The sequence below is a fragment of the Rufibacter tibetensis genome (assembly GCF_001310085.1).
GTDB classification, from domain to species: Bacteria; Bacteroidota; Bacteroidia; order Cytophagales; family Hymenobacteraceae; genus Nibribacter; species Nibribacter tibetensis.
On sequence record NZ_CP012643.1, the window covers coordinates 1,433,302 to 1,450,602 of the forward strand.

Annotated in this window: 14 protein-coding genes; 10 read left to right on the forward strand and 4 right to left on the reverse strand. The window is 50.6% G+C overall.

The features are described 5' to 3' along the window. Nucleotides 1-31 precede the first annotated feature (31 nt). The 5 genes from DC20_RS05505 to DC20_RS05525 all read left to right on the forward strand — a co-directional run bounded on the left by DC20_RS05505 (nucleotide 32) and on the right by DC20_RS05525 (nucleotide 7,136). Nucleotides 32-3,136: a PAS domain-containing protein gene (locus tag DC20_RS05505; RefSeq protein WP_169788161.1), complete on the forward strand. Its 3,105-nt coding sequence runs from the start codon at nucleotides 32-34 to the stop codon at nucleotides 3,134-3,136. Between the two features lie 28 nt (nucleotides 3,137-3,164). Then, nucleotides 3,165-3,569, forward strand: a complete 405-nt coding sequence (locus DC20_RS05510) for a response regulator (protein ID WP_062542912.1) — start codon at nucleotides 3,165-3,167, stop codon at nucleotides 3,567-3,569. A gap of 448 nt (nucleotides 3,570-4,017) precedes the next feature. Continuing rightward, on the forward strand, nucleotides 4,018-5,106 hold the full coding sequence (locus DC20_RS05515; protein ID WP_062542913.1) for a hypothetical protein: 1,089 nt from the start codon (nucleotides 4,018-4,020) through the stop codon (nucleotides 5,104-5,106). A 252-nt stretch (nucleotides 5,107-5,358) separates the two neighbouring features. Further along, entirely contained in the window at nucleotides 5,359-5,937 is a 579-nt protein-coding gene (locus DC20_RS05520; RefSeq protein ID WP_062542914.1) for a uracil-DNA glycosylase family protein, read from the forward strand. Between the two features lie 50 nt (nucleotides 5,938-5,987). Beyond that, the gene (locus tag DC20_RS05525; protein WP_062542915.1) at nucleotides 5,988-7,136 is read left to right on the forward strand and encodes a pyridoxal phosphate-dependent aminotransferase; all 1,149 of its coding nucleotides are present in this window, start codon (nucleotides 5,988-5,990) and stop codon (nucleotides 7,134-7,136) included. Nucleotides 7,137-7,441: 305 nt separating this feature from the next. On the opposite strand, the gene DC20_RS05530 is transcribed toward DC20_RS05525, so the two are convergent. Further along, entirely contained in the window at nucleotides 7,442-7,981 is a 540-nt protein-coding gene (locus DC20_RS05530; protein WP_218918739.1) for a 5' nucleotidase, NT5C type, read from the reverse strand. 124 nt (nucleotides 7,982-8,105) lie between these two features. Here DC20_RS05530 and DC20_RS05535 point away from each other — a divergent pair, with 124 nt between their 5' ends. Further along, nucleotides 8,106-8,882, forward strand: coding sequence for an amidohydrolase (locus tag DC20_RS05535; protein WP_062542916.1), 777 nt, complete (start codon nucleotides 8,106-8,108; stop codon nucleotides 8,880-8,882). Nucleotides 8,883-9,133: 251 nt separating this feature from the next. Here the strand turns inward: DC20_RS05535 and DC20_RS05540 are convergent, their stop codons facing one another. Next, nucleotides 9,134-11,368: a T9SS type A sorting domain-containing protein gene (locus tag DC20_RS05540; RefSeq protein WP_062542917.1), complete on the reverse strand. Its 2,235-nt coding sequence runs from the start codon at nucleotides 11,366-11,368 to the stop codon at nucleotides 9,134-9,136. Between the two features lie 37 nt (nucleotides 11,369-11,405). On the opposite strand from DC20_RS05540, the gene DC20_RS05545 reads away from it, so the two are divergent. Beyond that, nucleotides 11,406-12,692, forward strand: a complete 1,287-nt coding sequence (locus tag DC20_RS05545) for a UDP-N-acetylmuramoyl-tripeptide--D-alanyl-D-alanine ligase (protein ID WP_062542918.1) — start codon at nucleotides 11,406-11,408, stop codon at nucleotides 12,690-12,692. Nucleotides 12,693-12,794: 102 nt separating this feature from the next. Here DC20_RS05545 and rfbC read toward each other — a convergent pair whose 3' ends face one another. Together rfbC and DC20_RS05555 are read right to left on the reverse strand one after the other, a co-directional pair. Further along, complete coding sequence (rfbC, locus tag DC20_RS05550) at nucleotides 12,795-13,337, reverse strand: dTDP-4-dehydrorhamnose 3,5-epimerase (RefSeq protein ID WP_062542919.1); 543 nt, start codon at nucleotides 13,335-13,337, stop codon at nucleotides 12,795-12,797. A 9-nt stretch (nucleotides 13,338-13,346) separates the two neighbouring features. After that, complete coding sequence (locus DC20_RS05555) at nucleotides 13,347-14,477, reverse strand: glycosyltransferase family 4 protein (RefSeq protein WP_062542920.1); 1,131 nt, start codon at nucleotides 14,475-14,477, stop codon at nucleotides 13,347-13,349. Between the two features lie 145 nt (nucleotides 14,478-14,622). On the opposite strand from DC20_RS05555, the gene DC20_RS05560 reads away from it, so the two are divergent. From DC20_RS05560 to DC20_RS05570, 3 genes are all read left to right on the forward strand, one after another. After that, a complete protein-coding gene (locus DC20_RS05560) occupies nucleotides 14,623-15,321 on the forward strand; it encodes a SirB2 family protein (protein ID WP_062542921.1) in 699 nt (232 codons plus the stop codon). A 9-nt stretch (nucleotides 15,322-15,330) separates the two neighbouring features. Continuing rightward, nucleotides 15,331-16,530, forward strand: coding sequence for a GTPase HflX (hflX, locus tag DC20_RS05565; RefSeq protein WP_062542922.1), 1,200 nt, complete (start codon nucleotides 15,331-15,333; stop codon nucleotides 16,528-16,530). A gap of 253 nt (nucleotides 16,531-16,783) precedes the next feature. Then, nucleotides 16,784-17,281 carry a SixA phosphatase family protein gene (locus DC20_RS05570; RefSeq protein ID WP_062542923.1) on the forward strand — a complete coding sequence of 166 codons (498 nt, stop codon included), beginning with the start codon at nucleotides 16,784-16,786 and terminating at the stop codon, nucleotides 17,279-17,281. Nucleotides 17,282-17,301 lie beyond the last annotated feature (20 nt).

Below are 17,301 nucleotides of genomic sequence, written 5' to 3' on the forward strand. Positions count from 1 at the left end.
CATCTTTCCAGATTATAATGCATTCATGCACATGATGTCTTCAACCACGTCAGTCTCCTCCCTTAATTTAACTCCTATTCTACAGGCATTGCCAGGCCTGTACCTTATCTTGTCCCCGGATCTGATTATCATGGAAGCCACTGATGCCTACCTGGCCTCTACCTTCAAAGACCGGTCTATCATAGGAAAATATGTGTTTGACATTTTCCCTGACAACCCAGATGTACCGGAAGCGGCAGGAGTCCTGAACCTGAGGCAATCACTGGAACACGCAATAAGTCATAAAGTGCCGCACAAGATGAATCTTCAGCGGTATGACGTTACGCGGCCTCAGGAACTGGGGGGCGGGTTTGAAGAGAAGTATTGGCAGCCTTACAACAAACCGGTTTTAAACGCCCAGGGCGAAGTGCTCTACCTCCTCCACCACGTGGTAGACGTTACCCAACAGCAAAAAGCCAAAAAGGAAAATGAAAGACATGCCCACCAGGCTCAGCAAAACCTGGAGCGGTTTGAGCTGATTGCCAAAGCTACCAATGATGTCATCTGGGACTGGGACCTGGCAGATAACACCATCTGGTGGAACGAAGGCTTCCAGGTCACCTTCGGCTACAAAGCAGAAGAGATTGAACACGATATCAACTCTTGGTACGGCCGCATTCACCCCGATGACGCGGAACGGGTAGTGGATGGCATTCACCAGGTCATTGACGGCGCTGGCACTTCCTGGAAAGATGAATACCGGTTTAGAAAAGCAGACGGCACCTACGCCGATATCCTGGACCGCGGCACCATTGCCCGGGATTCAGACGGGAATCCGGTGCGCATGATTGGGGCCATGCTGGACATCACAGAGAAAAACCGCCATGCCGCAGAACTCAGAGCCAGTGAACAGCACGTGCGTGCCTTGCTGGAAGGAATTCCGGAGATAGCCTGGGTAGCCCAAGCCGATGGCTACATCCATTACTACAACAAGGCTTGGTACGCCTACACGGGTTACACCAGCCCAGATCAGGGCTGGGACAAGGTTGTCCATCCGGAAGATCTGGACTCAACTATTTCTCTTTGGACGCACGCTTTAAGCACAGGCCAGGAATACGTGAATGAAGCCAGATTAAAACGTGCCTCTGACGGAAAGTACCACTGGTTTACCATACGCGCTACGCCGTTGAAGAACCAGGACGGCACCATCACTGCTTGGGTAGGAGTAGACACCAACATTCAGGAACAGAAAGAAATCCAGCAAAGACTAAGAGAGCGTGATGACTACGTGCAGCGTATGCTCTCTCAATCGCCGGTTCAGTTTGCCGTTCTGAAAGGTGCTGACTGGGTGGTTGATTTTGCCACCCCGCAGTTCAAACAATTAGTAGGCGGCCGTGACACCGTAGGCAAACCTTTCCGTCAAGCCTTGCCTGAGTTAGAAACGCAGGGCTTTTTTGATATCATTGAGAAAGTGTACTCCACCGGAGAACTGCACGTGGGTACTGAAACCCCCGCCTACTTAGACCGGAAAGGAGCCGGCGAACTGGAGCTGGGGTATTTCAACTTCATGTACCAGCCTCTGCTGGATGAGCATGGGACGGTAGAAGGCATCATTATTCTAATAGTGGAGGTAACCGAGCAGGTACGGGTGCAGAAAGAGGCCGCTCAACTGGCGCAGGATCTGAAGATCTCGCATGAGCGCACCCTTAAAGTCTTGGATGCCCTGCCTCACATGACCTTTACGGCCAGGCCAGATGGTTACGTAGACTACTACAGCCAGCAATGGTACGATTATCTCTGCACCTCGCAGGAAGAGCTGAACAAGTTGGGATGGGAGTATTTTATCCACCCAGATGACTTACAGGTAACACAAAATAAATGGAACCACTCGCTTGCCACCGGTGAAACCTATGTGATAGAAAACCGCTGGCGAACTAAACAAAGCGAAGTATACCGGTGGTTTCTGGTCCGCGCTATTGCCGTCAGAAACGAGGAAGGGAACATCTACATGTGGGTAGGCTCGCACACAGACATTCAGGACCAGAAACAAATGCTGCTGGACCTGCAGGAAAGCACCCAAAACTTCCAGTTTCTGGCAGACAGTATGCCGCAGTTGGTTTGGACCACAGACGCCAACGGAAGCCATGAATACTTCAACAAGAAGTGGGTGGAGTTTACCGGGTATGATGTGGAAGCCAGCAAGGGCACCGAAATGTGGAGCAATCTGCTGCACCCCCAAGACAGGCAAAAAGCAATTGAAACATGGCAGCACTGCCTTAGAACAGGAGAACCGTATGAAATTGAATACCGGTTTCAGCGGGCTTCTGACGGGGAATGGCGTTGGTTTCTGGGGCGGGCCCTTCCGCTCCGCGACCAGGAAGGAACCATTGTAAAATGGTTTGGTACCTGCACAGACATTGAAGATCAGAAACAGGACGAAGAGCGTCAGGAGCAAGCGAACCGTGAACTCCGAAGCATCAATGAAGACCTGGACAGCTTCGTTTACACGGCCTCGCATGATTTGAAACTGCCCATCATCAACATGGCGGGTATTTTCCAGGAACTTACCAAAAGCGCGACTTTCCATGACCCAGATGCGCAGCTTCTCATTCAGATGTTCAACAGGTCCCTGAAGCAGATCAACGCCACCATTTCAGATCTGGCCGAGATTGTGAAAGTGCAGAAAGAGATTGACGCGCATCAGGAGGAAATTGATTTAACTGATCTGGTAGACGAGGTGAAGCTCAGCATTCAGGACCTGATTCAGAGTTCTGGAGCCAGAATTATGGCAGATTTCACTCAGGCCCCTTCTCTGGTGTACTCTCGTGTAAACCTGAAAAGTATTTTTTACAACCTCATCAGTAACGCCGTGAAGTACCGTTCTCCGGATCGCGCGCCTGAAGTTCGCCTGCACACGTACCAACAACAGGACTACACCGTATTAACGATACAAGACAATGGTTTAGGCATGAACCTTGAACTGCACGGCCCAAAGATATTCCAGATGTTCAAGCGTTTCCATAACCACGTTGAAGGGTCTGGTTTAGGCCTGTATATTCTCAACCGTATTGTGCAGAAGAATGGGGGCCGCATTGAGCTGGAAAGCCAGGTAGACCAAGGTACTACCTTTACAATTTATTTTAAAAACAACGCTTAACTAGCGTTCCTGCTTCTATATTTGCCCTATGAAAAGGTTAAACCTGATATTGTTGGTAGACGATGACGAGACCACAAATTTCTTAAACAAACGTCTACTCACCCGCATGCAGATTGCCGAGCGCATAGAAGTGGCCACCAATGGAGAAGAAGCCCTCAGGTTTCTGACGGAATCCATTGCCAATGAGCACCCCCTCCCTGACCTGATGTTCCTGGATATCAAGATGCCGGTTATGGATGGCTTTGAGTTCTTGGACAAGTATCACCAACTGCCAGAAACTGCCCAAAAATGCATTCTGGTCATGATGCTCACCTCTTCGGCCAGCTTCTATGATTTGGAGAAACTGAAAAAATATAACGCAGTGGAGCAGCACATCTCTAAGCCCTTGGAAGAAGCGCATGTCCGCGAAATTCTGGCAGAACACTTCTCCTGAAGCTATTCTAACAATACATAGAAACGGCGGCCTTGTTATCAAACAGAGCCGCCGTTTCACGTTATAGCAGTTTGAAGCACCCGAAGGTTAAATTTTTGGGGTTAGAAATAAGGCAATTCAAAGTGTAAGCCCTCTGCCAAACCTATTGTTGAACACATGGTTCCGAAGTGTTTTTCGCTCCCTTTCCCTAATCATAGGCAAAACCTGAAATCGCCGGAAAGAACAGCAAGAAAACTTCCAGCAGAGGTAAAAGAAAAGCAATTTCACCCAAACACTGATTTTGTTTAAAATTCCTCCAATCCCCACCATCTGTTTTATTCCCTGCTAATCACTTGGAATACTTTGCAAACAAAACGTGACATCTTAACCCTCTGCTAAGGGTATCGTACATAGGTATATATTCCTCAAGAGTAAGGGGCGTAATCACATATTCTTAAAAGATACAACTATGGAAGACAATAGAAAAAAGAACTACAGTCAACCTGGTGATGGTGACGAAGCAGAAAACCACCAACGCGGCCGGGAGTTATATCAGCGTGATCAGCAGAGACACCAGCATAATCCGCAGCAGCAGCACCGTCCTGAAAACCGTCACTGGAATTCTGACCATAACAACCAGCACGGTCAACATAACCAGCACAATCAACACCAGGGCCGTTTCCCGGAAGACCAGTATGAGCGCAACTCCAACGCAGACCGGGGTGCCAGCCTAAGCAAGCACTATGGTGAGCGCGAGCACAGTTCTTATCGTAACTCTAACAGCCTGAACTACGGTGACGGCCGTGGCAACAGCACCCACCAATCTGGCCAGCAAGGTGGTGGTACGTTTGCCGGTAGCAACCAAGACAACCAGCGCACCAGCCACCAGTACAATCAGCATAATCAGCACCAGCACCACAATCAGCATAATCAGCTCAACCGGAATCAGCATAACCAGCACAATAACTCCAATTACTCCTCACATGGTGATGGCCGCGGTAACTACTCCGCCCGTCAGGATTCGTATGGGCAGGGACATGATAACGTGCACTCAGACAACAGAATCTCAGAGCAGCGCCGTCGTGATGACTCCAACGAGAACTACTACAAAGGTGCTTACATGGACTCACGTGGGGTCAAAAATGAACTGCCTCGTCCAGATGACAACCCGTACAATGAATACCCAGGATCTCGCAGCCGCTACAAAGACGATGATTATCGGTTCGGCAGCGGAAACCACACCTGGTACGAAGAGCAGCGCTATACAGACAACAATGGCCACCGCCAGGACCGTGACAAAGGCGATATTACCGGAGAGATGGGCGAAGGCGTACGTGATGCCTGGAACACCATGAAACATGGCGTACAGAATCTGTTTGGCCGCAACTCTGACCATCATGACGACCATAACCGTCATGACAATCGCCGGAACGACCATGAGTACCGCGCTCGGGAAGACCGTGGTACCGAGAGAGGTCCCCGTTGGTCAGATGAGACCGACTCAGGAGACGATAACAACTCCCGGTACAACCGCGACAACAACCCGCGTTACTACTAACCAAAGGTTCAACGCACAGCAAGGAACATGAAAGCTTTGATGATCGCCATTGCCGTCACCAGCGTAGTTGCCTCCTATCTACTTCTTCAGGCTTTCCCTGAGGACGAGGTCTCTGTTGATGGCTACCCTGAGGCGTAGAACTCAAGTGACATACATCATGCAGAAGCCGGTTTCTTAAGAAGCCGGCTTCTTTTTTTCAATTGTTTCTGCGCTGTTTTTCAGAAATTTGCCTTAGAACAGATTGGTGTACCCATGTTAGAAGGATTGCTGCCCCAGATAAGAGCTTGCCAATTGTGCGCTGCTCACTTGCCGCATGGCCCCAGACCAGTGCTACGGGCAGCCACTTCGGCGCGACTTATGATTGTGGGGCAGGCACCCGGCACCAAAGTACACGCCTCGGGTATTCCGTGGGATGATCAGAGCGGCAAACGGCTGCGCAGCTGGCTAGGGCTCACGCCCGATGAATTCTACAATGAAGCCAACGTAGCCATTGTGCCCACCGCCTTCTGCTATCCCGGCACCGGCCCTTCCGGCGACCTTCCGCCCCGCCCCGAGTGCTTCAAGCACTGGCACCCGCAATTGCTGCCTTTGCTGCCCAACATTCAGTTGACCCTGCTCATTGGCACCTACGCGCAACGGGCGTTCCTGGGCGCAAACGCCAAGTCAACCCTTACCCAGACCGTAGAAGCCTGGCAGGACTACCTACCTCAATACCTGCCCCTGCCCCACCCTTCGCCCAGAAACATTGCTTGGTTTAAACGCCACCCTTGGTTTGAGCGCGAAGTCATCCCTACCCTGCAGGAAATTGTACAGGCAACTTTGCACGGCTAAAAGAACCAACGTGTTTTTTGCCTATTTTCACGAAAACAGGCTGAAAGCGCATGAGCATTTCTTTGCAAAGTAAACTGCCTAATGTAGGCACCACTATTTTCTCCACCATGAGCCAACTGGCTCTGCAGCACGGAGCCATTAACTTATCCCAAGGCTTTCCTGATTTTGATTGCCCACCAGAGCTAGTGGACTTGGTAGCCGATGCCATGCGTTCCGGATTTAACCAGTACGCGCCAAGCCCCGGCTTGCCTTTGCTGCGGCAGAAAATTAGCCAGAAAACAGAGCAGCTTTACGGCCATTTAGCAAATCCAGACACCGAAGTAACTGTTACCTCTGGTGCCACTGAAGCCCTGTTTGCCGCCATTGCTGCCGTGGTTCAACCCGGAGATGAAGTGATGGTGCTGGAGCCCTGCTATGATTCCTACGTGCCCGCTATTGAGTTGAGCGGCGGGGTGCCGGTGTTCGTGCCCTTGCGCTTTCCTGATTTTAGTGTGGATTGGCAGCAGGTAGAAGACAACCTGACGGAGAAAACGCGGTTGCTCATCATCAACTCACCGCATAACCCCAGTGGTGCCGTTTGGGGGCAAACCGACCTGGACGAACTGACCCGCCTCACCCAGAAATACCCGTTCCTAATCCTCAGCGACGAAGTTTACGAACACATAGTGTTTGACAATCAGCCGCACCACAGCGTGCTCACCGTACCGGCTTTGGCCGAGCGGGCTTTTGTGGTTTCCTCCTTCGGGAAAACGTACCATACCACCGGCTGGAAAGTAGGCTACTGCATTGCGCCCGAAAGCCTTACCACCGAGTTCAGGAAAGTACACCAGTACCTCACTTTCAGTACCGCCACCCCGCTGCAACACGCCATTGCCGCCTATTTAAACAACCAAGAGCATTACCTCACGCTGCCCGCTTTCTACCAACAAAAACGGGACTTATTCGCCTCTCTGCTGCAGCCTTCCAAATTTAAGCTCCTGCCCTGTGCCGGTACGTATTTCCAGTTAGCGCGCTACAGCCAGATTTCAGATTTGACCGACGTGGAATTCTCCCAATGGCTCACCAAAGAAGCGGGTGTGGCGGTTATTCCTATCTCCGTGTTCTACAGCCAGAACGTAGACCATGGCGTGATCCGGTTTTGCTTTGCGAAGAAAGAAGAAACCCTTAGAGCAGCAGCAGAACGGCTTTGCAAGTTGTAGTCTTGAGTTCTGAGTGTAGGAGCAATTCCTTGTGGTTGCCCTTGGCTGGAGAAAGTATTATTCTGATTGTTGGTGATAACACCAACAACGGCAAAACGGCAAACAGCAAGCAAGTCCTCGCAGTGTTTTTCAAACCTGCGAGTGCCTATACTTAATCAAAGATCTTGTATGCGAACGGCAGTGGCGGTTAAACTTCTGCTTTTCTAGTCCGCTCACAAGATCCTTTCAGGATGATAAATGAGAGTAATTGCTCGAAGTGCGTTTCAGGCCTGTTTCTTGGTAAACAGGCCTGAAACGATTTGCCTCTACAGCAACTTTTCCGCCACTTCCCTCCACGTGCTCACCCGCTCAAACTCGTGAATGTTCACATTATGTGGCGAGGTAAACAGCATCTTTCGTTCTCCGGTGAAGGTGCGCAGGTTACGAGGTCGGTCATCAATCATGATATCGGCGCCTATAATGCTTTTGTCTCCGCAGAGCACATAGTTCCGCCAACTGATGAACGGGAAATGATCCTGCAGCCAGTCAAATTTGTCAATGAGTGAGTTCCGGAACTCCATGCCTGCACTCACAATAAACACTTCGTATTTCTCGGTTAGCGCTTTGATCACCTCCTGGCTATCGGGAATCACGTTAAGGTCGCGGAAGAAACCTTCGGCGTTGATGTATTCCCAGGTTTTGCTGGAGTGCTCGGGCGGCACCACCTCATGAATGTCTTTTCCGTGCAAAGCTTCCAAGGTTAATTCCAGGGCACAGTCACGGTTGTATAATCTAATGAATTTCTCAATGGGGTCGGCCATGACCTCATCCATGTCAATGGCAATCTTTTTCTTTTGAATCTCCATAGGGGATTGTTTGATGTAAGGGTAAGTCAGTACCTTTATCGTAGGTGAGGAAGCTTTGGTTAACCTAAGCCTGTAAATACATCATTTTTGAGCTGTTTTCTATTAATTAACACCATTCTAACACATGACTGACCTGCGCGTTTCCCTTCTTCAGTTAGATCTGGTTTGGCACGATGCCGCTGCCAACCGGGCCAAGTTCCAGGAGAAAATCCAGCAACTACCCGAGACCGACCTGATTGTTTTGCCTGAGATGTTTACCACTGGGTTCAGCATGGAGGCTCCTACTCTAGCCGAGGAAATGGATGGTGCTTCTGTTGCCTGGATGCGGCAAATGGCGCAGGAACGAAACGCCGTAGTCATGGGCAGTTTGATCATTCAAGAGAAAGGCCAATACTTTAACCGTATCATCTGGATGCGTCCTGATGGCACTTACGCGCACTATGACAAACGCCACCTTTTCAGGATGGCCGGTGAGTGCGAAGCCTATACCCCAGGCACCCAAAAACTGATAATAGACCTGAACGGTTGGAACATCTGCCCACTGGTGTGCTATGATTTGCGATTCCCGGTGTGGTCCCGCAACACGCCTATTTCCTATGACGTGCTCATCTACATCGCCAGTTGGCCAGATCGCCGCCGCCTGGCCTGGAGCACACTTCTAAGAGCCCGGGCCATTGAGAACCTGGCGTACTGCATTGGCGTGAACCGCGTAGGCACAGACGCCAAAGGCCACGCCTATTCTGGTGACTCAGCCGCCTACAACCTCCTAGGTGAGGAACTGGTGCACCATGAATTTGAAGAAGCCGTTTCCACCATCACCCTATCGCGCCAGCACCTGGAAGAAACCCGCCAGAAACTGCCTTGGGACATTGACGCGGACACGTTTACGATTAATGTGTGATTGAGTGAAGGAGTGATTGAGAGAATGAAAACCACTAATCTTTTGTCATCCTGAAAGGATCTTGTGGGCGAATTAGACAGCCGCATACTAAACGCTTTTTATTAATAATGCTATCGTTTTTAAAGTTGTCGCCTCACTGATTTGCAAACTTCAGGTCGTGGTAGGTCCAAGTTGAAAACTTAAACCATAGAGACAATCATGGAGGTTTATAAGCTAATTTCTTAAAATCAGCTTATAAACCTCTTCTGTTTTTAGTGCCGTATTACCAATTTGTGGGTCACAAAATTTCCATCGCTGGTTTGGACCTGAAGTAAGTACATTCCGGATGGAAGAGCGGCAGTTGAAATGGCCTTTATTTGCCCTGCCAGAGTTTTTCCTTGCCCTAATAGCTTTCCGGCCACATTGTGCAACTGGTAGGTAGCTGCTTTCTCAGTTAGCAACTGCACCGATTTATCTGCCGGGTTAGGGAAAAGTTTTACGGTTAGATATTCCTCAGAGGGATCTTTGATGCCGAGTGGCTCTGAGATCGCCTTCAGAAATCTAATGCCACCCGCGTGCGTGCCTATCAAAATTTCTGGCAGTTGATCGGTACTTTGATCAAGATTTCCGGAAGCCAGCACCATGCCTATTCCGAAGTTGGTGGGCCCAAACTGCTGTTTTAATGGTCTCCAGAAGATGTTTTCTTCTACCGGAAAGGTACTTGTAAGATGCGCCTGAAAGTTAGAGTACGTCCTGAGTTGACCGCTGTCATCTGAGGTAAGTAGATCAGGCTGGCCATCTTTGTTTACATCCGTAACGGTGACCTGAAGACGGCGGCGTTCTGCATTGGCACCTATTCCACCCAAAGCTTCAGAAACCAGATTCCAGGCAGGTGCGGTGCTGGTTGCGGTGTTTCGGTAATAGGTGAGCCCACCGGAAGAACGACCAATGAGTACATCTACCTTCCCGTCTTTGTCCACGTCATACAGATAAGGCGTGTCTCCCCGGAACAGCAAAATACCAGGCACCGCAACCGCATTTGCCAAAGAGAACTGGGCAGGTTGTCCGGCTGTGGCCTGGTTCAGGACGTACTTAAACTCCATGGCATTGGTGGCTTGGCGGTAAGCACTCCAGGCGAGGTCTGTTTTCCCATCAGCATTAATATCCAGGAACTGGGGCTTCAAGGAAAGAAGGTTCTGAGCCGCGAAACCAAGGTAATCGGTGTTTGTGGCTTCAAACATTGCCTGGCTTGCAGTGCCTCTGTTTTGGTATAGGGTGAGTGAGGCTGTGTAGCGGCCATTTTCCAGTACCGCGGTGTTGCCCACAATCAAATCCAAGGCCTCATTGCCGGTAATATTGGCCAAGGCGGGCGCGGCCCCTTCTCCTACGTCTATCATTTGATCCTGCAAAAACGGCTGCCGTATGCTTTCAAACCTAGGTCTAGCGGCCGTTCCGGTATTAGCGTACACCCAAACGGAGTTCTTCAGGTTCACGTTCTGGTGTGAATTGGAGGTCATGTTGGGGGCTATCACCAAATCCGGAATGCCATCAAACGTGACATCTAGATAGTAGGCTGCCGGAAAGACGCTTAGCTGCGGTGTGGTGAAGAAAGGCGGGATGTTGTACTGAGCACTGGTAATTTTAGGTTGCAGGGTGGTACCGGTGTTGTACAAACTGACCAGATCAGGGCAATCGTCATGACCGGCCAGCACATCTAACACCCCGTCAGCGTTCAGGTCTAGAGGCAGCACGCTGGAGCCGCCAATGTGCTCCGTAGACGGGCAGGTCTCATTGAACCGGTAAGTATTGCAGGTACCCACGCAGCGCGTTACTTGCCCCCAATGCGTATAGGCCCGGGTAAACGTAAGCGCGTTGCAGGCAAGCCCCCTTTCTACCTGCTCATTTTTAAAGTACTCCAGCACCTTTCCGCCAGACCATTCCCAGGTAAGAATATCTAAATCGCCGTCGCCGTCCATGTCCATGATGGCGGGCATGTCCTCAGAACCCACCAACAGGTTGGCATCGGTGTTGAAATATAAGGTAGGGTGAGTAAGATTGAAACCGATGCCCGTACTGGCCGAGGAGGTGTTGGTGTACACCGCAATGCCTAAGTTAGTCGCCGTGAACAGATCGGGTAAGCCATCGCAGGTAAAATCACGAAGCAGGGCGAAAAACCTCAGTCCCTGGGGAAAAGAAGCGGCATACTGCGGAGCGTACTGGTAGCTCCAGACTCCGTTGGTTTGTACCGCCAGAAAAGTGGTTACCTGCTGCGAGCTGCGGTCAAAGACAAATAAATCCTGCCGCCCATCCTGGTTCAGGTCGATGGCTGAGAACTGTGGACTGTTGAACCCGCCAGCCCAAGGCATCCGCATGGCTTGTCCCGTTGGGGTTTGCACCGTAGGACCCGCTACTTCCTGCAAACGGATGGGGGGTTGCGCCCAAGCAGATTGGTTGATGAGGGCTATCCAACTTAAAAAAAAGGCTATTACCTTTAATGCTCGATTCATTTATTCGTATGCTTGACGTGACAAAGCAATTTATACTATGGCGGAGCTAGTGGAGCACCTGTATCAAATCTACCTGGAGTGCCGGAAAGTAAGCACAGATTCCCGGGCCGAACAAGACAATACTCTTTTTTTCGCGCTGGACGGTCCTAAATTCAAAGGAAGCCAGTTTGCGAAAATGGCCCTGGAAAAGGGAGCACGTTATGCAGTGGTGCAAGACCCTACCGTAACAGGTCCTAACATTATTCAGGTTGAAGACACCCTGAAAGCCCTGCAGGCATTGGCGCTTCACCACCGGTTACAGCTGAGCATTCCAATCATCGGCATCACCGGCAGCAACGGCAAAACCACTACCAAAGAACTCATTAACGCGGTGCTAAGCCAGAAATTCAACGTGCTTTGCACCAAAGGCAACCTGAACAACCACATTGGCGTGCCGCTCACGTTGTTGAGCATCCAACCGGAACACGAACTGGCCATTATTGAAATGGGCGCCAACCATCCCGGTGACATTGCCGAGCTTTGCTCTTACGCCCTGCCTACCCACGGCATCATCACCAATATTGGCAAAGCGCACTTAGAAGGCTTCGGAAGTCTGGAAGGAGTGGCCCGTACCAAAAGCGAACTGTACCTGCACCTGAACAAAGCAAACGGCACCGTCTTCGTGAATACTTCTAACGAACACCTCATGCGCATGGTACGCCGGATTGCCGATAAAGTCACCTACTACGGACCGCAGGACAATTACACTGCCGAGCTGCTGCAAGCCGCGCCACAGGTGAATTACCGCGCGGCCAATGGTGAGGAAGTACACACGCACTTAATGGGTTCTTACAACTTTGAGAACATGGCTGCCGCCGCGTGCATCGGGCAATACTTCGGGGTACCGCACGAGGACATCAATGCCGCCATTGCCGGTTACGTGCCCACCAACAACCGCTCTCAGATTGTGCAGAAAGACACCAACACCATTCTGCTGGATGCCTATAATGCCAACCCTAGCTCTATGTCGCTGTCGGTATCTAATTTCGCGCAAATGGCCGGTGAAGCTAAAGTGGTTATCTTAGGGGATATGCTGGAACTGGGCCAGGAAAGCGAAGCAGAGCACCGCGCCCTTGGCGAGCAACTGAACCAGCAGAACTTCAATCAGGTATTCCTCTGCGGAAAAGAGATGCGCTACGCCGCCGAGGTGAACCCAGATTTCCGCTACTTCGCGGAGAAAAGCGCCTTGGTGCAGTGGCTCACGGATCATCCCGTGCGCAACAGCCATGTGTTGATTAAAGGATCTCGTGGGATTGGCTTGGAGACAGTGGTGGACTTGTTGTAAAAGACACTTTTAAGACTCTTTTATCAAAAGCAGCCTCAAAACAAAAATTGAAAAAGCCTCTGCAAAACTGTAGAGGCTTTTTTTATGGTGTATCAGGTAAATTTAGAAAGGAGAATCAAAGCCTTCCAGCGTAGGAAGAATTTCGTCTTTCTCAGAAACAAGCGGCGTGTCAATTCCCCAGTTGATGTTCAGGGCTGGGTCATTCCAGAGCAATCCTCCTTCAGAGGCTTTGTCATAGTAATTACTGCACTTATATTGGAAAATGGTCCCTTCCTCCAGAGCCACAAAGCCGTGCGCAAACCCTACCGGAATAAAGAGCGAATTACGTTTCTCAGCGTCCAGTAAACACGTCACGTGCTGCCCGTAGGTTGGAGACCCTTTGCGAATGTCAACCGCCACATCCATAGCTCTTCCAACGGTGACACTTACCAGTTTGGCTTGCGCGAACGGCGGTTTTTGGAAATGCAGGCCGCGTAAGACCCCTTTCTTGGAGATGGACAGGTTGTCTTGCACGAAGGTTTCGGTGATACCCGCCTCGGCGAATAATCTGGCACTAAAGGTCTCTAGGAAAGCACCTCTTTCATCACCGAAAATTCTGGGAGTAATCTCTACCACGCCCTCAATGGGGTATTTGTTTACCTGCATAGTTTCTGGTTAGTTTATATGTCTGGCTACTTTACCGGTAGCTCCTTCAATGGCTCTAAAATAGCGGTCAATCACGAACTTCTCATCAAATTTTTCTTCGGCCAGGCGGCGGCTGTTTTGCCCCATAGTCTGAAGCGCGGCATCAGAGAGATGGTAGACCTGCTCCATCTTGGCGGCCAGATCAGCTCCGCTTTTAACATCACAGAGATAGCCATTATAACCGTCTATCACAGTTTCCTTGCAGCCGGGCACGTTGGTGGCGACAATAGGCTTGGCCATAGCAGAGGCTTCCAACAGGGTACGCGGGGTACCTTCGCGGTAAGAAGGAAGCACGACGCAGTCGGCGCCGTGCACTACGCTAGCCACGTCATCAGAGGTGCCCAGGTATTCCAGCCAGCCTTCCTTCGCCCATTGCTCTACCAGCACCCGCTTAATCCCGATGTTGCCTTCCTCGTCAATGGCGCCCAACAACTGGATACGAATCTGAGGATATTTAGCTTTCAGAATCTTGCTCGCCTCAACGTACTCTACCAGCCCTTTTTCATAAAGCGCCCGCGATACCATCAGGAACACGAACGGCTCCTGCCGCTTGAAGGTTGGAGCGGGCAAATAGCGTTGGGTGTTAATCCCGGACCCGGGAATCACTTCGGTAATGGACTCACGTACTAGTTTCCGCTCCAGGAACAGTTCCTTGTCGTCTGAGTTCTGGAAGAACACCTTGGCCGGAAACTGGAACGAGAAACGGTACAGCGCCATGGCGATCTTAGACACCAGGTTCTGCACAATGAACACGGTTCCTAGCCCAGACACGTTGTTGATGGTAGGAATGCCCGCCAACTTCGCCGCCACCGACCCATAAATATTAGGTTTGATGGTGTACTGGAGAATCACATCGGGCTTTACGGTCTTGTAGGCCTTTAGGAATTTGCGCACCAACAGCAGGTCTTTCAAGGGATTGGTGCCTTTGCTTTCCATGGGCAGCGGCACAAACCGACAACCTTCGGCGACTAGTCTGGCTGAATACGCATCTTCCGGGGCAATGGCTACTACTTCATGCCCAGCTGCCAAGAGGGCTTTAACTAAGCTGAGACGGAAATTGAAGATATTCCAGGACTTATTGATAACAATGGCAACGCGCATGGGGAGAGTAAAGCAAAAGCCAAAGATAACAGCAGTTTTGGCAGCAACCCCCTCCTACGCACAGAATCTACTCTGGTTTGCACGTTTATAGTGCCTTTCTATTTACTTTGTACCAAACCACTTTTTGGTTTTAACCTATACTGCTATGACCACCGCCTTTTTACATACCCATGTTCTGGTAGTAGTTTTGTTCCTGATCTTGTTTCTGGTGAAGGCGTTCCTGCTTTTTTTCAACAAGCATGACACCTTGAACAAAGCACGTTCTTCTACCAAAATGCTGGACATTGTGTTTGGCACGCTCATTCTGGTGACGGGTGGCTACCTAGCCTTCAGCTACTACGGCCCGCTGCCTTCGTGGCTCCTCATAAAAGTGGTGCTGGTGCTGGCGGCCATTCCGCTTTCCATTGTGGGGCTGAAGCGGCACAACAAACTGTTAGCGGCGGTGGGCGTGCTTATTTTCGGGTACGTATACGGCATAGCCGAAACCAAAAGCTTAAAAATACGTGCTGATAAAGGCGAAGCTGTTGTCGTTTCTCCCAACGGGGAAGTGGGGACGGCCTCTTCTGATCCGGAGAAGGCCAGTCACCCCATCTTAACCAAACTGGAAGGAACCCAACTAGAGAACACCAAAGCCATTTACACCGCCCTGTGCGCCAATTGTCACGGCGAAGACGGCCAGAAAGGCACCAGCGGTGCCGTGAACCTGCAGCTGAGCACCTTAAACGTGGAAGGCCGCCGCAACGTCATCTCCAACGGCCGGGGGCTTATGCCTGGCTTCGGCTCTCAATTATCTGAGCAGGAGATTGAGTTACTGGCGCTCTATTCCACTTTGCTTAAAAAGTAATTTTACTACATGAAGAACCAACTCCATATCACTGCCAAAGAACAGGAAACTGCGGTTTTAGTGGCCGTACCTGAATACCGGCAGACCGATGAGAAAACAAAAGAATACCTGGACGAACTCGCATTCCTCACCGAGACCGTAGGCGCCAAAGCCCTGAAGCGGTTTGTGCAGAAACTAGACAAGCCAGACATGCGCACCTACGTGGGCAAAGGCAAGCTGGAAGAGATTGTAGCCTACGTGAAGGAACACAAGGTTGACATGGTCATTTTTGACGATGACCTTTCACCGTCACAGGTGCGAAACCTGGAGCGTGAACTGGAGGTGAAAATCATTGACCGCAGTTTGCTCATCCTGGACATCTTCGCCTTACGGGCGCAGACGGCCACGGCCCGTGCGCAGGTAGAACTGGCCCAATACCGCTACCTCCTGCCCCGCCTGACCAACATGTGGACTCACTTAAGCCGCCAGAAAGGCGGGGGCGTGGCCATGCGTGGTCCGGGTGAAACCGAGATTGAGACCGATAGACGGATTGTGCGCGACAAGATTACGTTACTGAAAGAGAAGCTGGAGAAATTTGAAAAGCAGAACTTTGAGCAGCGCAAGTCGCGCTCAGGCATTGTGCGGGTTTCTTTGGTAGGATACACCAACGTAGGCAAGTCCACCATCATGAACCTGCTCACCAAAGCCGATGTGTTTGCTGAAAACAAACTCTTCGCTACGGTTGACGCCACGGTGCGTAAAGTGGTGGTAGAAAACATTCCGTTTCTGCTTTCAGATACAGTAGGGTTCATTAGAAAACTACCCACCAAGCTGATAGAGAGTTTCAAGACCACGCTGGACGAGATCAGGGAGTCTGATTTGCTGCTGCACGTGGTAGATGTGTCGCATTCCTCTTTTGAGGAGCACATTGGGGTAGTGAATGACACTCTCAAAGACATTCAGTCTGCTGACAAACCAGTTATTCTGGTCTTCAACAAAACCGACCTGTACCTGGAGCAGCGTGAGCAGGAGCTAAAAGAGCACAATCCTGAGGCCTTGCCAGACATCAACGAACTGAAATCGTCTTACATGGCCAAGCAGCACACCCCGGCTATTTTCATCTCGGCTACCAACCGCGCCAACATTGATGAACTGCGCCAGACCTTGCTGGACCATGTCTCCAAAATTCATTACGAGCGGTACCCGAACAACGCTCCGCAAGAACAATAGTCAACCTGTTTAGGGCCTGTTTTGCAGAAAGCAGGCCCTAACTGTTTCCTTTCTTTCGCTCCTTCTAATCAGCTTCTAACACTCACCCATTGCTGAGGTGTTTTTAGAAAAAGGGCTAAAAAACAGGATTGCTTTTTATCGTTTCTAAACAGGGAAGAAGACACCCGGCAGACACAACTATTTCTGGGCGCAAACAGTAAAGAGAAGAGCCACACCTGCTTGTCAGCTGTGGCTTTCATGTTATGAATGCCAAATGAAGACGCTATATCTGTTACGCCACGCAAAGTCCAGTTGGGAATACGAGGAGTTAAGTGACCATGACCGACCTTTAACGAAAAGAGGCCGCTCTGATGCGCCACTTATAGGTCAGGAATTGGTAGAGAGAGAAGTCAAACTGGACATGATCATTTCCAGTTCGGCGGTGCGGGCTATTTCCACCGCTACCCTCATTGCCAAGGAGCTGAAGTTTGACCCTGAGAGGATTGGGGTGCAGGAAGAGCTTTACCTCATTGCCACAGATGACCTGAAGGTCTTCATCCAGTCCTTGCCAGATGAATATGACCGTGTCATGCTGGTGGGCCATAACCCGGCGCTCACGGAGTTGGCGAATCAGCTCAGCACGGAGAAAAGCATAGCCAATATACCTACGGCTGGTATTGTTGCAATCAGCTTTGACTGCAATTACTGGGGAGAGATTTCGCCAGATAACTCCAAACTGCTCTTCTTTGACTTCCCCAAAAACTATCGTTAACGCGCGGGGCAAACGGCCCT

Bases quoted from the DNA above. Each gene is read 5' to 3' on its own strand.
- DC20_RS05515 (WP_062542913.1), top strand. From the start codon at position 4,018: ATGGAAGACAATAGAAAAAAGAACTACAGTCAACCTGGTGATGGTGAC.
- DC20_RS05530 (WP_218918739.1), bottom strand. From the start codon at position 7,981: ATGGAGATTCAAAAGAAAAAGATTGCCATTGACATGGATGAGGTCATG.
- DC20_RS05555 (WP_062542920.1), bottom strand. From the start codon at position 14,477: ATGCGCGTTGCCATTGTTATCAATAAGTCCTGGAATATCTTCAATTTC.
- DC20_RS05505 (WP_169788161.1), top strand. From the start codon at position 32: ATGATGTCTTCAACCACGTCAGTCTCCTCCCTTAATTTAACTCCTATT.
- DC20_RS05535 (WP_062542916.1), top strand. From the start codon at position 8,106: ATGACTGACCTGCGCGTTTCCCTTCTTCAGTTAGATCTGGTTTGGCAC.
- DC20_RS05520 (WP_062542914.1), top strand. From the start codon at position 5,359: ATGTTAGAAGGATTGCTGCCCCAGATAAGAGCTTGCCAATTGTGCGCT.
- DC20_RS05510 (WP_062542912.1), top strand. From the start codon at position 3,165: ATGAAAAGGTTAAACCTGATATTGTTGGTAGACGATGACGAGACCACA.
- hflX (WP_062542922.1), top strand. From the start codon at position 15,331: ATGAAGAACCAACTCCATATCACTGCCAAAGAACAGGAAACTGCGGTT.
- DC20_RS05570 (WP_062542923.1), top strand. From the start codon at position 16,784: ATGAAGACGCTATATCTGTTACGCCACGCAAAGTCCAGTTGGGAATAC.
- DC20_RS05545 (WP_062542918.1), top strand. From the start codon at position 11,406: ATGGCGGAGCTAGTGGAGCACCTGTATCAAATCTACCTGGAGTGCCGG.
- DC20_RS05540 (WP_062542917.1), bottom strand. From the start codon at position 11,368: ATGAATCGAGCATTAAAGGTAATAGCCTTTTTTTTAAGTTGGATAGCC.
- DC20_RS05560 (WP_062542921.1), top strand. From the start codon at position 14,623: ATGACCACCGCCTTTTTACATACCCATGTTCTGGTAGTAGTTTTGTTC.
- rfbC (WP_062542919.1), bottom strand. From the start codon at position 13,337: ATGCAGGTAAACAAATACCCCATTGAGGGCGTGGTAGAGATTACTCCC.
- DC20_RS05525 (WP_062542915.1), top strand. From the start codon at position 5,988: ATGAGCATTTCTTTGCAAAGTAAACTGCCTAATGTAGGCACCACTATT.